This window comes from Ligilactobacillus faecis (genome assembly GCF_029889745.1).
Taxonomy (GTDB): domain Bacteria; phylum Bacillota; class Bacilli; order Lactobacillales; family Lactobacillaceae; genus Ligilactobacillus; species Ligilactobacillus faecis.
In genome coordinates this window covers 910,297-925,589 of record NZ_CP123639.1, presented here as the reverse complement: position 1 = coordinate 925,589, position 15,293 = coordinate 910,297, and the positions used below count along the sequence as shown (strand labels likewise).

The 15,293-nt window shown below is 40.5% G+C and carries 12 protein-coding genes, 1 pseudogene and 1 riboswitch; of the genes and pseudogenes, 7 read left to right on the top strand and 6 right to left on the bottom strand.

Features of this window, described 5'->3' with window-relative positions; all coding sequences use genetic code 11:
• Nucleotides 1-15: 15 nt before the first annotated feature.
• The 6 genes from QFX10_RS04520 (at nt 16) to QFX10_RS04495 (ending at nt 5,095) form a co-directional block, all read left to right on the top strand.
• On the top strand, nt 16-819 hold the full coding sequence (locus QFX10_RS04520; RefSeq protein ID WP_280607019.1) for an alpha/beta hydrolase family protein: 804 nt from the start codon (nt 16-18) through the stop codon (nt 817-819).
• A 2-nt stretch (nt 820-821) separates the two neighbouring features.
• Nucleotides 822-1,463 (top strand): HD domain-containing protein, encoded by a 642-nt coding sequence (locus tag QFX10_RS04515; protein ID WP_280607018.1) that lies wholly within the window; start codon nt 822-824, stop codon nt 1,461-1,463.
• A 364-nt stretch (nt 1,464-1,827) separates the two neighbouring features.
• A complete protein-coding gene (locus QFX10_RS04510) occupies nt 1,828-2,709 on the top strand; it encodes a metal ABC transporter solute-binding protein, Zn/Mn family (protein ID WP_280607017.1) in 882 nt (293 codons plus the stop codon).
• 18 nt (nt 2,710-2,727) lie between these two features.
• Entirely contained in the window at nt 2,728-3,393 is a 666-nt protein-coding gene (locus tag QFX10_RS04505) for a metal ABC transporter ATP-binding protein (RefSeq protein WP_280607016.1), read from the top strand.
• Nucleotides 3,386-4,186: a metal ABC transporter permease gene (locus tag QFX10_RS04500; RefSeq protein ID WP_280607015.1), complete on the top strand. Its 801-nt coding sequence runs from the start codon at nt 3,386-3,388 to the stop codon at nt 4,184-4,186. The genes QFX10_RS04505 and QFX10_RS04500 overlap by 8 nt, the downstream gene beginning before the upstream one ends.
• A gap of 208 nt (nt 4,187-4,394) precedes the next feature.
• Nucleotides 4,395-4,499: riboswitch (THF riboswitch) on the top strand.
• A gap of 56 nt (nt 4,500-4,555) precedes the next feature.
• Nucleotides 4,556-5,095: a folate family ECF transporter S component gene (locus QFX10_RS04495; protein WP_280607014.1), complete on the top strand. Its 540-nt coding sequence runs from the start codon at nt 4,556-4,558 to the stop codon at nt 5,093-5,095.
• A gap of 40 nt (nt 5,096-5,135) precedes the next feature.
• Here QFX10_RS04495 and QFX10_RS04490 read toward each other — a convergent pair whose 3' ends face one another.
• The 4 genes from QFX10_RS04490 to serC all read right to left on the bottom strand — a co-directional run bounded on the left by QFX10_RS04490 (nt 5,136) and on the right by serC (nt 9,786).
• Complete coding sequence (locus tag QFX10_RS04490; RefSeq protein WP_280607013.1) at nt 5,136-6,557, bottom strand: APC family permease; 1,422 nt, start codon at nt 6,555-6,557, stop codon at nt 5,136-5,138.
• Nucleotides 6,558-6,699: 142 nt separating this feature from the next.
• Complete coding sequence (locus QFX10_RS04485) at nt 6,700-7,881, bottom strand: MFS transporter (protein ID WP_280607012.1); 1,182 nt, start codon at nt 7,879-7,881, stop codon at nt 6,700-6,702.
• Nucleotides 7,882-7,991: 110 nt separating this feature from the next.
• Nucleotides 7,992-8,585, bottom strand: coding sequence for a uracil-DNA glycosylase family protein (locus tag QFX10_RS04480; RefSeq protein ID WP_280607011.1), 594 nt, complete (start codon nt 8,583-8,585; stop codon nt 7,992-7,994).
• Between the two features lie 100 nt (nt 8,586-8,685).
• Entirely contained in the window at nt 8,686-9,786 is a 1,101-nt protein-coding gene (gene serC, locus QFX10_RS04475) for a 3-phosphoserine/phosphohydroxythreonine transaminase (protein ID WP_280607010.1), read from the bottom strand.
• A 550-nt stretch (nt 9,787-10,336) separates the two neighbouring features.
• Between serC and QFX10_RS04470 the strand changes: the two genes are divergently transcribed.
• Nucleotides 10,337-11,713, top strand: a complete 1,377-nt coding sequence (locus QFX10_RS04470) for a C40 family peptidase (RefSeq protein ID WP_280607009.1) — start codon at nt 10,337-10,339, stop codon at nt 11,711-11,713.
• Between the two features lie 47 nt (nt 11,714-11,760).
• On the opposite strand, the pseudogene QFX10_RS04465 reads toward QFX10_RS04470, so the two are convergent.
• A pseudogene (locus QFX10_RS04465) lies at nt 11,761-13,176 on the bottom strand (IS1182 family transposase).
• 181 nt (nt 13,177-13,357) lie between these two features.
• Nucleotides 13,358-15,127, bottom strand: a complete 1,770-nt coding sequence (locus tag QFX10_RS04460) for an alpha amylase N-terminal ig-like domain-containing protein (RefSeq protein WP_280607008.1) — start codon at nt 15,125-15,127, stop codon at nt 13,358-13,360.
• Between the last annotated feature and the right edge of the window lie 166 nt (nt 15,128-15,293).

The window sequence follows — 15,293 nt, the reverse complement described above, 5'->3', positions numbered from 1 at the left end:
AAATAGTCGATCCCGATGCAAAACATTTTAAATCTCCATGAAGCAACTACCCCTAAATACCCACAGATCTTTACTAACTTAGTTTATGCTTTCAAAGATGGTCAAGCTTTAACTTTGAACTTGATCGTTCCCCCTGTTCGCCCAGGTACAAAGCCTCATTTTCCTTTGCTCATCTATGTGCCTGATATCGCAGACGATAACATCGTCAAACGCGACGAGCGCTTGAGTCAAATGTTTAGCTTTGCGCGTTATGGATATGCAGTGGCTTTGCTCTCTTATCGCTCGAAAAGCGATGTTTCTTTGATGGTCAAAGATATCAACTCTGCTGTCCGCTTTTTACTTAGTAAGACTTATAAATACCACTTTGATCCTTACCGCTACGTTTTGTTTGGTGAAGGTCTTGGTGCGTATTTGAGTGCACTTTGTTTACTCAAACAACGTGATCAAGCTTTACATGACGAAGATATCCACCGTTCACCTTTACGCTACCAATGCTGTTTGATGCTTTCTGCGCCAGATTTTTTTGTGCCCTTACCAGCTTCTTATAAACGTTATCAAAAAACGGCCCCAACTTTACTGGAAGTTTTGCAAAAAGTTTCGGGTAAGCTACCACCAGTCTTACTTTTAAATGGTACAAAAGAACCATTTTTACCGCCAAAAGAAGCGACGATGCTCTTAAATGCCTTTATCAACGCCCAAAGTAACGCCCAACTTTATAATTTCACCGATGCTCCCCGTGGTTCAGATGCTTTTTTCACCCCGTATAGCATCGATCTGATGGTCGATTTCATCGATAACAGTTTGAAAAAGAAAGGATAACTATGGATACTAAAGCACAACTTGACGCATTATACGCTTATACAAAAGAAAAACTCGCTTCAGATAAGACAGGACATGACTTAGCACATATCGATCGTGTGCTCAAACTTGCTAAAGAGCTCGCCAAAAATTATCAAGTCGATCGCTTTGTCGTTCTAGCTGCCGCAACGTTACACGATGTGGTCGACGACAAACTTTTTGCTGATCCTAAACAAGCACAAAAAGAAGTCGTAGCTAAGATGACCGCCCTAAAGATCACGCAAGAAAAGCAAGCAGAGATCTTAGAGATCATCACCCATATGTCATATGCCAGTTCATTAAATGGTAAATATCAGCTCTCACTTGCTGGACAGATCGTCCAAGATGCTGATTGGCTCGATGCACTTGGAGCGATCGGGATCACCCGCGCGATCTATTACGGAGCCGTTCACCAAGAAAAGATCTATGATCCAAAGATTTTACCACGCAAAGCATTAGATAAAACTGAATATCGAAACTTGGCTAACGAGACGATCATCAATCATTTTTACGAAAAACTCTTAAAACTGCCCGAGCTTTTAAATACGCCAGAAGCTAAAGTTTTAGCGCGTCCCCGTCAACAGATCATGCTTGATTTTTTAGCGGCTTTCAAAGCTGAGTGGTAATTTAAATTTATTTAAGTAATTCGTATCTATTATTTAAGAAAACGATTACTTTTTCTTTAACCCTTCCCCCTATACTATAGTCATAAGCTAAAGCAAACCATCATACAAGGTGTAGTCCTATAGCTGAAATCACTGCAAGCCCCCCTTGCTTGCAGTTGAGCATACTCCTTTTTTCCTCCGTATTCCCCATACGGAGGTTTTTTTATATTTTTTAAATCGTAATCAATTCTCCTAAGCCCTTATCTCGTCTTTTCTAGCGTAAAGCTTAATCGTAATCACGTTTTTTACGCCTTGACAGCCTTTTGGGTAAAGTTTACTATCTTAATAGTAATCATTACTAATTCAAGAAAGGATCATCTTTATTATGTCTAAAAAATTTCGTCAGTTATTGTTGACTGTCAGTTCACTGCTCTTAACTGTTATTTTTCTTGGAGCTTTCCAAACACCGCTCAAAGCAAGTTCTTCGCAAATAAACGTCGTGACGACGCTTGACTTTTACGGCGAAACTGCCAAAGCTGTTTTAGGTGATCACGGAACTGTCACCTCTTTGATCACAAGTCCAAATGTTGACCCCCATGATTTTGAACCAACGACTAAAACGGCTAAAACAGTTGCCAAAGCTGACTTAGTCGTCTATAACGGCGCTGGTTATGATAACTGGGTCAAAAAATTGAATGGTAAACAATATCTCTCTGCAGCTTCAGTGATGAAAACAAAAGATGGCGCTAATGAACATCTCTGGTATGATCCACAAACAATGGCTAAATTAGCTGATCGTTTAGCAACTGAATTTGGCAAGATGCAACCACAAAATAAAGCCAGCTTCAAACAAAACGCGACTAAATATAAAAAATCATTAGCTAAATTGACAAAGATGCTAGACAAGATCAAACAAAACAGCAATAATCAAAAGGTAGCTGTTTCAGAACCCGTTTTTGACTACTCTTTGAACAAGATGGGCTATCAGATCGCAAATAAGCATTTTGCTAAAGCAACAGAAGAAGGGAGCGATCCTTCTTATTCTGATATTAAAAAACTTCAAGATGATATCAAAAATAAAAAGATCGCCTTCTTTGTGCAAAACACACAAAGCGATAGCTCAGTCATCAAAAACATCGTCGAACTTTGCCATAAAAACAAGATCCCAGTCGTGAAAGTTACTGAAACTTTACCAAAGGACAAAAACTATGTTTCTTGGCTCAGTTCTGAATACCAAGCTATTTTAGATATCCAACAAAAGAAGTAATTAGAGAGAAGAATTGTTATGAAGCCGATCATATCTGTGCATAACTTAGACCTTGCCATTCCCGATCGCAAATTATTTTCCAACTTATCCTTTGAGATCCCTCAAGGTGCTTTGACTTGTATCACGGGTGAAAATGGCGTCGGAAAGACAACGTTAGTCAAACACTTATTACAAGATCTCGCCCATAACTACACGGTGCACACCGTCTTTAATGTCGCCCGTGACGAAGTCCAATATGTACCACAATTGCGCAACATCGATGACGATTATCCACTTTGTATCCGCGATTTTGTAGCTTTTGGCTTAAAAAAACGCGCCTTTTTTTGGAACCGGAAAGCGCGCGACCAAAAGCTAGCCCAGATCTTAGCCGAAACAAAATTGACGCGGATCAAAGATCAACCTCTAGGGCGAGCTTCGGGGGGCGAAAAGCAACGGGCTTATTTAGCGCAAGCGCTTTGTGCCGATCCTAAACTTTTGATCTTAGATGAAGCGACTGCAAGTCTTGATACGACTAACAAACACGAGCTCTTGCAGATGTTAAAACAAGTCATGCAAAAACACGAGCTGACGATCTTATTTATCACCCACGATCCTGAATTGATCGAGCGCTATGCCGACTACGAGTTGCATTTAGCCGATCAAACAGGCACTTTGATCAAGCGAGGGGGGAACACCGATGTTTGATTATGATTTTATGCGCTACGCTTTTATCGCCGGGATCTTTATCGCTTTGATCTGTAGTGTGATGGGGACCTTTGTCGTCGCACGCCAAACGTCATTTTTCACCCACACGCTTTCTGAGATCGGCTTTTCCGGGGCTTCCTTTGGGATCTTTATCGGGATCTCACCGTTAGCGGGAATGCTTCTTTTCACAAGTGCGAGTGCGCTGTTGATCGGGATGTCAGGCGAACGTTTAGGGCGCCGCGAAGCTTCGATCAGTGTTTTTTCAGGGATCTTTTTAGGACTTGGGATCTTATTTTTATCGCTATCTGATAAACAAGCTAACTATGCGACAAGTATTTTATTTGGGAGCATCGTCGGGATCGATCGCTCTGATATCCAAGTTTTGAGCACTTTGAGTATTTGTCTTTTGCTCGTCATCATCTGCTTGTTCAAACGTCTTGCGTATAATTCGTTTGACTCGCAAGGTGCTCAATATAACCAACGCTTCAATAAAACGATCTCGATCATTTTCTTAGTCATGTTAGCTTTGACGATCAGTATCACTGCTCAGATCGTCGGAGCGCTGTTGATCTTTGTTTTATTGACGATCCCTGCGTCTGCGACAAAATATTTTGTCCACCGCCTCTACCAGATGATCATTTTGAATTTCTTTTTCATTTTATTTGGCGTCTGGTTCGGTTTATATTTGAGTTATTTGACCGATTGGCCGGTCAGCTTTTTCATCACTGTGATCGAAGCTTTGATCTACGGTGCTGCGATCTTAAAAGATCATATCGCTAATCATCAAAAATAAGGGTAAGTAGTCTCACTAATAATGGTGAGCTACTTACCCTTATTTATTTGGTTTTAATCAAGTATAGCTAGATTCGCTTTTAATTGTTGTTCACGCTTAATATCCCCACTATCATTCACCTAATTAATTACATTTAACTTAAAAAAAGTTTTATCGTTCGGTTTTTACTAGTAGATTTATTTATTAATAAATGCTAAAATCAACGCTTGTAGGGGTAGGAATTTATGCGTTACGGGCCCACGGAACGGAATGTGAACGGGGGCAGAAGGCTGAACCGTCATTTTAGTCGCGTGTATCTTCCGCATTCACCAATAATTTACCAATTGCTGGTGCTTGTCTCCCCCCAAAAACTTTAGGGAGATGTTTTTTATGACAAAATTATCTTGGCGTAGTCCCAAATTGACTACACAGACGCTTACTTTAGCCGCGATGTTGATAGCTTTACAGCTCGTTTTGAGCAAGTTATCTTTTGGGGCAGACACTTTAGTCAAATTCGGGCTGGGCTTTATCGGTACGACTTTGATCGGGTATTACTTAGGACCATGGCTTGGTGGTCTAGTCCTCGTTTTGGTCGATCTGCTCAAAAGTACTGTTTTTTCGACTGGGAGCACCTTTTTTATCGGTTTTACGTTTAGTGCTTTTATTACTGGGATCATCGCCGGCGCTTTCTTGTACCAGCAACAGATCTCGTGGCAACGAGTCTTCACTTACCAATTTGTCCAGATCTTTATTTCAAATATCGTCTTTAATACGTTGTGGATCCACTTGATGTATCAAGCCCCAGTTATGGCTTTGTTGAGCGTACGGGTCCCTAAAAATTTGATCACTTGGCCGATCGAAGCTGTGATCACTTTGCTTCTCTTGCGCGCAATAGCCCGTTTAGAAAAAAGACGACTTCCACATAAATAATAACAAACGCCTGACCAATAAAACAGTCAGGCGTTTTTCATTAGTTTTGTAATTTAGAATGGTGCATCCCATAAACAAAATAGACGATGATCCCGATGATAAACCAAACTAACATCAAAAGTTTCGAAGCATTACTCAAACCGATAAAGATCCCGGCTGAGAAAAGAGCTGAAACTGCTGGTAACACCGGATATAGTGGCATCTTAAAACTTGGTTTAGGGAGATCTTTGCCTTCGCGTTTGCGCAACGCGTAGATCCCTAAAGAGACCATGATAAATGCGATCAGTGTCCCTGCCGAAACTAAATTTGAGAGAAAGGTAAACGGTAAGAAACCAGCCACGATGACCGCTGCCACGGTCACTAAGTTGAGCGCATATTTAGGCAAATTATGTTGATCAGTTTTACCTAAGCGTGCGGGAAGGAGACCATCGCGTCCAAACGAGTAGATCAAACGCGAACTGGCCATGTGGATCCCGATCAACGACGCAAACATCCCGATGATCGCTACGAGCGAAAGGAGATTAGCTGTCAAATAATGACCGGAACGGCGTAAAGCCCAGGCAGCTGGTTCGGCATTATTAGCATACAAGTCATATCGAAACATCCCGACTAAGACTGTCGAAACTAAGAAAAACAAGACTGTTCCTAAGACAAGCGTGCCAATGAGCCCTCGAGGCATCGTTTTAGCGGGATCTTTCGTCTCAGCCGTATTAGCTGCGATCGCATCAAAACCAACATACGCGATAAAGACTTGTGCCGTCCCAGCCAAGAGCCCTTGCCAACCTCCAAAACTGCTGTTAGGACGGTGCGCAGGGAGAAACAGCGTGTAATTTTCTGGATGGATCGAAGTCAGACCCACGACGATAAATAAAAGCACGACGACCACTTTGATAACAACGATCGCATTTTCGATCCGACTGACGATCTGCGTGCCTTTTGTCAGTAAAAAGCCGACCGCTATGATCGCAATAACGGCTAAGAGATCAATATAAGTTCCTTGTTTTAGATCGAAACCACCAGCAACACTTTGCGGAAGCTTCCAACCATAACTGCTTAAAAAGCCTTGCATATAAGCCGACCATCCCGAGGCCACAAAAGCAACTGAGATAAAATATTCTGCCAGTAAAGCCCAGCCCGTCAACCATCCAAAGAATTCACCAAATAAGACATTGACCCACGAAAAAGCTGAACCAGCAAACGGCAAGACCGAGGATGTTTCAGCGTAAGCAAAAGCTGCCATCCCAGCACCGATCGCCCCAAATAAAAAGGCAAGCGAGACAGCCGGACCGGTGTGCGCGGCCGCTACGATCCCCGGTAAAGTAAAGATCGCTGTGCCTACGACCATTCCGATCCCTAAGCCTAAGAGATCTTTAGTCGTGAGTGACGGAGTTAAGTGCAGATCTTTAGCCTTATAAAAGGCCGGATCTTGCTTTTTCATCAAACGTTTTAAAAAATGCTTCATTATTTTTCCTTTTTTCTTAGCTGATCACTTATTAAAGCACGCTTTGTCTAAAAGTGACCTAAGTATCTTCTTTCTATAAGAATTAGATATATTTGATTGTAAACATTAAGTTGAAGACAATCAATGCTAAAATTTTTGAGCCTCACATTTTCGCAACGTTTTTCTTTTTCAAATAATGATAGACCCCGCTATAAGCAAGTGTACTGCCACCTAGCATCACTGCGTAAAAGCTAAACAGAACTTTTAACCCATATGACGTATATATACTTGTTCCAAGCGGACTACCTAAGGCATCGCCGACTAAAAAAGCTGATTGCACCAAGCCAAGATAGATCAACGTCTCATTTTTAGGAAACATCGCATATTCCATGAGTTCTCTCAAAATATAAAAGCCTGCTAACGTAAATGAACCCACAGTAAATACCAGCAGTGCACCAAACTTATTTGGAAAAAAGAGCAAATAACTGAGAAGTCCGACTATCAGCACACTTTGATTCAAGCAAAAATTTCGGGCCGCATGTTTTGTCGACCGAGGTGACTGATAGAAGAAAGCTGCACCTAAAGTTATCAAACTAAAAGCGCTCGTCACTAACGTCGTCATAAAGACTGTCAGACCCAGATCGCGCAAGATCGCAGCAACGATCGGCCCCACCAGAGCATTTGCTAAACCTAAAAATAAAACACTGAGGTAAAGTGCTAAGCCTTGTAATTTATCCTCTGGTAAATAGACAAAACCTTTTTTCTGGGGCGTGATCCGCTCGGTCGTATCGATCTTGGTATTTCCAAGGAATGCCATCACCCCCGCAGATACGCTAAGTAAAAAAAGATAACCAACGTCACCTTTCCCAATACTCGCAAGTATCCCACCAGAAAGCACCGTGGCGCCTAACGAACAGACTTGGACTAGCGTATAACGCGCTGAGATCAATTGTTCTTTTTCAGTTGGATCGCGATCAGAAAGAGCATACAGCCACGTTCGAATGACTAACAGTGTCAAAGATGCCCCTAAACCACTGAGCGTCCCCGACAAAATGGCGAGCAAAGTACTTTGAGGAAACACCCGTAAGAGCATCCCCAACGCATATAACGGCAGTGTCTTGCGGACGATCTTTTGTAAAGACCAGCCCTTTAAATTATTAGCGATCAAAAAAGCACAAGACCCAGCGAGCGCCATCGCTGAATACGAAAATGAGTAATTCAATAAAGCTGCTTTTTGAAAAAATAAAATCTGTGTATATTTTGATGTCCCCATTGCCAAATAGAAAAGTGCAATAAACTGGTAAACTCCGGCATGCTTACGCACGATCGTAAAATAATTTTTCAAATAGAGCCCCCCTGAGTAGTTTTTCCAAAACTATACCCTAAATTTTCGCAAACATATATATCAAAATTTTTCCAAAATAAAAGACCTGACAGTAACGCCAGGTCTTGGTATCAGTCTTCTAAGATCTTGTGGACACGTTCTTTGAGATCAGGCAAAACTTCAGCTTGAAACCACGGGTTTTTACTTTGCCAGATCTTATTTCGGGGCGAAGGGTGCACGAGAGGAAAGTATTCTGGGAGATAGCCTTTATAGTCACGCACGATATCTGTCAACTTCGTTTGGCTCTTGAGACCTAAATAGTGCTTCGTTGCATAACTGCCGACTAGTAACGTCAATTCGATCTTTGGTGCATATTGCAATAAACGCTTATGCCACTTAGCGGCAAAATCTTTTCGCGGAGGCAGATCACCTGAACGCCCTTTACCAGGATAATAAAAATCCATCGGCAAGATCGCAAATTTTTTAGAATTATAAAAAGTAGCGCGGTCAACGCCCATCCATTGGCGAAGATTATCGCCACTTGGATCATTCCAAAAGATCCGCGTATCTTGCGCTCTTTTCCCCGGTGCTTGCCCGACGATCAAGATCTTAGCTTCTGGGGTGATCTCATATAAAGGATCGATCCCTTGCTCAGTATATTTAGCATTTTCAGGATCAGCTTTGATCTCTTCAAATATTTTTTGTAGCTCTTCTTTAGTTGACATCTTGTTCATCTTCTTTCATTTTCAAGCGTAACATAACCAATTAGAAAAAGCGATCAGTCCGCCAACTGATCGCTTGCCCCTGCCAAGGAACTTCATTATATCACAAAGCTGAGACGGCAAAACTCGGGTGGAGTTGTTGTTCGAATTTTTGCATAAACTCAACTAGTGCTTTAGCCCCAGCATAAGGAAAGGCATTATACATACTTGCCCGCATCCCACCGACTAACGCATGCCCTTTCAAGTTGCACAGGCCAGCTTGCGTCGCTTCGGTCACAAAACGCTCGTCCAACGCTTTATCGCCAGTTGTAAACGGGATATTTGTCAAAGAACGATCCGCTTTAGCAGCTGTGGCTTTAAACAATTTCGAATTATCGAGTTGTTCGTATAATAAGTTAGACTTTTCTTCATTTTGGCGTTGCATCTGCACGACGCCACCTTGTTTTTTCAACCACTTAAAGACAAGTCCGGCAGCATAGATCGGAAAGACCGGTGGAGTATTCAAATTCGAGTCTTCTTTGATCAGTTTGACATAATCAAGCATTGAAGGAAGATCTTGCTCTTGATCTAACAAGTCTTCTTTTACGATCACAAGCGTCAAGCCCGCTGGTCCGATATTTTTTTGCGCGCTTGCATATAACAGACCATATTTATCAACGTTATGCTGATAACCTAAAATGTTAGATGAGATATCGCCCACTAAAGTTTGTCCTGCCAGTTCTGGTAACTTTTGAAACATCGTGCCTTCGATCGTATTATTGATCGTCAAGTGGACATAGTCATAATCTTTTTGTGCTTTGATCTTGGTCGGAAGAGCTGTATAGCCGTTCTCACTTCCTGAGGCGATCACATCGACTTCTTTATCAGGCAATAATTTTGCATCGGCGATCGCTGTTTGCGACCAGTGACCGGTATCGACAAAAGCGATCCGCTTTGTTTTATACGCTAAATTGAGCGGTACTGTTGTAAATTGCATCGAAGCTCCACCTTGTAAAAACAAGATCCGATGCGTCTTTGGCACTGCTAAAAGTTCACGCAGATCAGCTTTTGCTTCTTGAAACATTTGCGCATAAAGATCAGAACGATGGCTGATCTCCATCACACTCATTTGGCTTGCTTTATATGATGTCAGCTCCGCTTTGATCTGTTCAACGACTTCACTTGGCATCATCGCCGGTCCAGCTGAAAAATTGTAAACTACCACACAACGACCTTCTTTCTGTTTAAAATTAAGATTCGATAATACTAAAAATATTTTAATATTATTCAAAAGTCAATAAAACTGCCTATTTTATCCATAAATCGATTTTAGTACCAGCCAGTTTAATGAGCACTTCATGGTAAAAAAATTAAGTCACATTTATTTAACTTTTTTGTAACATTTACGCAGAACTTTAAAATAATTTTAGTGGTTTTTATCTTTATTTACTCGATTAACTCGCTTATAGATAACTTTCTATTTTTTGTAACATTACTGTAACATTACACCTGATAATTTACTTCCTAAATTCATTTTCTAATTTTAAAAAAGTTAATTTATCAAGCTTCAACTATTTTTTACATACTTTAAAAAAATTTAATGTTTTTCTGAAAAGCACTATGTATAAGGCTTTGCGCAACTTTATTACAAAATGCATATAAAATGTAATCTTTTTTGCATTACGTTGCAATATAAAAAGAATAAAATAGACTTATCAGTCAAATTGATGTTAGTCGGTATCTGAACATTATCTTTATAGGAGTGAATAATAATTTTGAAATCTACAGCAAAAAATATCTTAGTCGGTACACTTGGAGCAGCAGGTCTGTTCTTAACAACAACAGCAACAGCAAATGCTGATACAACACATAAAGTCGTTGCTAACGACACTGTTTGGGATCTCTCCCAAAAATACGGCGTTTCGATCCAAGCTATCGAAGCTTTGAACAATATCGATCAAAACTCACACTTGATCGTTACTGGTCAAACATTAAAAGTTCCAGCTAAAGATGCTGATAAGACAACAGCACCTAAAGCTGACACAACAAAGACAACTACAGATGAAAACACATCCGAAGTAACTGTTAAACACGGTGATACACTTTGGGATCTTGCTAATACTTACGGCACAACAGTTGACAAATTACGTGAATTGAACGGCCTTGAAGCAGATGCTTACTTGATCCACCCAGGTAAAGTTCTTAAAGTTAATGGAACTGTTCAAGCAACTCCAGCACAACAACCTACTCAAGCACAAGCTCCTCAAGTTGACACACAAGCTCAACCAGAAGCTACACAAGAAGTTGCTCAACCAACTCAAGAACAACCTGCTCAAGAAACACAACAAACAGCAACACCTGAGATCGTTGTTTCAGCTAACCACACAACACACACAGTCCAAGCCGGCGAATCACTTTACTCGATCGCACAAGCTTACGGTGTTACAGTTGATTCTTTACGTCAAGCTAACAACTTAGGCGCAACATTACAAGTTGGCCAAACTTTGACGATCAACGATCCAGCTAAGACACCTGAAACACAAACACAACAAGAAACACAAGCTACACAAGAAGTTGCTCAACCTGCTCAAGAAACACAACAAGAACAACAACCAGTTCAACAACAAACTGAAGTAGCTACTCAAACACAGACGCAAGCTCAACCACAAGTGCAACAACAAGCACCTGTACAACAATCTCCAGCTCAGGAAACACAAACACAGGCACCTGTGCAACAACAAACACAAGCAGCTCCTGCACAAACACAACAACAAGCTCAACCACAAGTTTCTGCTTCTGCTGATGGTAGTGCGATCGCTGCTTACGCTCAATCATTTATCGGTGTTCCTTACGTTTGGGGTGGTTCAACACCTTCTGGCTTTGACTGCTCTGGTTTGACACAATACGTTTATGCTCACTTTGGCAAACAGATCGGTCGCAACACGATCGCCCAAGAATCTGCTGGTGCTCACATCCCTGTGAGCCAAGCACAAGTTGGTGACTTATTATTCTGGGGTACACCAGGTTCTACTTACCACGTTGCGATCTACTTAGGTGGCGGTAGCTACGTTGCTGCTCCAGAACCAGGCCAAAGCGTTAAAGTTGGTAACATGGCTTACTTCATGCCATCATTTGCAGTTCACGTGAACTAATTATTCAAAAAGACGTCAGTCGACGTCTTTCAGAACGTAGACAAACTCTATTCAAATCGGATAGAGTTTGTTTTTTTATGTATTTTTATAACTATATACTTTGAAATATACGAATATAACAGGGTTTTTCCCCAGTATTTTTACCAATTTTTTTAGATTTAGGCACGCAAATATCAACCCAACTTTAGCTAGAATTTTATCAATTCCTACTTCTCGGGCGTATCTCAAGTTGTGATATTCTTTTGCCGAACCAAAATTTCTTTCGATCGTCTCCTTTCGCGCTTCATACTTTAATTTTGAGCCAGTTTGATGCCTGATATCCTCACATTTTTCCATACTATCTTGCCAAACATGACGAGCGATAACTCTTTGATGATTTTTACTTTGTGTACATTTGTGCAGTAAAGGACATTTTTCACAGATTGTAGGATCACTTTTATATTCACGATAACCACTTCGATTAGTTGTGGAGTACATTAAGATTTGATCGCCAGGACATAAATAACAATCATAATATTCATCATAAACAAAATCTTTGGGTCTAAGCGTACCAACTTTGCCCCTTGGGCGTTTATAAGGAAGAATGGGAATTATGCCTTGAGATAGTAAAAAGTGTGCGATCGTGGGTGTTTTATAGCCAGAATCAGCGATAATATATTGTGGGTCGTACTTCCGTACTTTTTCAAATATTTCAGGAAAAAGTTGCGTATCATGGATATTTCCCGCACCGACCACATAAGCTAAGAGCCACCCATTTTTATCACAGGCAGCTTGAACGTTATAGGCAAAAACCTGTTTGTGTTCACCCTTATGAAACCATCCACTATCAGGATCAGTTTTAGATATTTTTACTTGTCTAGTTTTTTTTTAGGTTTTTCTTCTTTTAAGGGTTTCTTTTGATGTTTAGCTCTATCTACATTTATTTCTTTTTCGAGATCTTCACTCATAAATTTTGACTTAGTTTCAATAACTTCAGTAGTATATTTACGGCTGTTAGCAGCAGCTTTCAAATGAGTTCCATCAATAAAGATATCAGTTGTGTCGATAAGATCATTTTCTAAACAGAGTTTCAAAATATGAGCAAAAATAGCTTCTATTACATGGCTTTCAGCAAATCTTCTTTTATAATTTTTACCGTAGGTAGAGAAATGAGGAACAGGATCATTTAAACCTAGTCCTAGAAACCATCGATAAGCGACATTAACTTGAATTTCTTTGATCGTTTGACGCATAGAACGAATACCAAATAGATTTTGGATCAAAGGAATCTTTATGAGTAGTACAGGGTCAAGACTAGGACGACCATTATTTTTACAATAGGAATCTTCGACAAGATCATAAATAAAAGAGAAATCAATAATTTGATCAATTTTACGGAGTAAATGATCTTTTGGGACCAAATCATCTAGAGAAGTACGAGCATATTCACAGCGTTTGAGATTGGGATCACTTTTGTGAAGCATAATGAGCACCTCCGTAACCGTTTTCTTTAATTATACAAAAAAAAGTCACCAGAGCACATACTCTGATGACTTAGTCTACATTCTGAAAGACGTCAGTCGACGTCTTTTTTTATTGTCTTGATCAAAAAATAGCCGGTCTAGGGAGCTAAACAAGCTCTTTTAGACCGGCTATTACTATTATTTATAATGCAATGATCGCAAAACCATATTGACCAAGACGCTGATCTTGTTCAACTAGATTTTGTCCGAGTAGCAATTTACTATTTTTAGGTAAAACGATCTTAATACTTCCATAGCCAAGATTAAAGATCGCAAAGATCTTCTTCTCACCTAAATTACGTGAAAAACTCAAATACGCATGTTGGTTACTGCAAGGTCCCCATTCAAAAGAGCCGACCGTCAAAACATCACCATACTTAGCTCGAGCAGCGATCAGTTTCTTGATGAAACGTTGCATCTCACTGCTCTTTTCAGTCTCTTTCCAATCCATACAAGGCTGTAAAGCTGCTTCTGTTCCTGCCAGTAATCCTTTTTCCGTTCCATATAAGATACTTGGCGTCTCAGGTTGCATGAACATAAAAGCGATCACCGCCCGCAAGAGTTGGACGTTGTCATCGCATTTAGCTAATATCCGCGCCGTCTTTGGACTATCAGCCGCTAGAAGCGAAGCAAAGAGTTCTGTTGGCCGTGCTCGCAATTGATGTTCATTCAAAGCATACGCTAACTCTGTAGGCGCGATCGTTCTCTCAATAAAAGTTTGTTCGATCAGATCCCGTACATTGATCGCATTTGTTCCCGCAAAAACTTGATCTTGTTCAGCCTTATTGGCGACAGTATTTCCTAACAAATAGATCTCAGGGGCAACTTTTTTCAAACGTTCACTCAAATAGAGTTTAAATGAAGTCGGGATCTCATTTGAATCTGCGATGCTCCATGCATCGATCCCAAAATTTCGCGTCCAATAAGTCAAAATATTTCCAAAATACTCTTGGACTTCTGGATTTTCTAAGTCAACTTTTGGCATATGGGGATTATTGTTCAACGCTTCATATGTTAAACGTTCTGCATAATCAGGCGATTCTGTCGGAACATAACGCACTGGAAATTGCTCGATCAAAAACCATTTTGCAAAACTCGAGCGGGCGCCATACTTGCGAACATCTTGCCATTGTAAAGAAAAATCGCTCAAATGATCACACGTGACATCAAGCATCAACTTCATGCCACGTTGATGTAAAGCTTCGACTAATTCTTTGAACTTTTCTTTTGTCCCAAATTCAGGATCGATCTCATAATAATCGATCGTATCAAATTTGTGATTTGAATAAGCATCAAAGATCGGCGTCAAATAAAGCCCATTGATCCCTAAACTTTGGATATAATCTAAGTTGTCAATGATCCCTTGCAGATCGCCGCCAAAGAACTTCGCCTTATCGGCTTCTGCGCCCCACTCTAAAATATCTTTTGGGTCGCGTTTTTTATCGTTATTGGCAAATCTATCAGGCATCAAACGATACCAGACCATCTTTTGGACCCATTTTGGCACAGTCGCATTCTCATCATATCCAAGATAAGCGGTCACAAACCCAGTTACTCGTTCAAGCGCTTTAGGTGTATATTTTTGGCTCAAATTAGCATCATACAAGACCTCATCCCCATTTTTATCTAGCAGATGAAAAGCATACTTCAACTTACGCATCTTAGGGATCGGCAACTCGATGCTCCAAACATCATAAACTCCATTTTGTAAGCGTAAATGCATCTCACTTGTCTCATATTCCCATGAAACGAGTTTTCCTTCATGCGTCATCAGCGTTTGGGGCGGTCCGTAGATCACCCTAACACGTGCGATATCTTGGTGTTTTGTCTTTAATTGGAGTTGATAGTGGTCATTATCTGTCATATACGCCATCTCACTAGCAGGACGGTGATAGATAGCTGCTTTATCCATTTTCCAAACCAAGTACTATATAAAATGTGGGCATTCCTGAGAAAAATATAGTGTTTCCTTTCTTGATCTTACAGTAAGATCATCCTTTTAAATATATCAAATATCGGTATCTATTTTTGCTCGCTATAATAGAGCTCACATTTTTATCTCTCAGCTGATCATATTT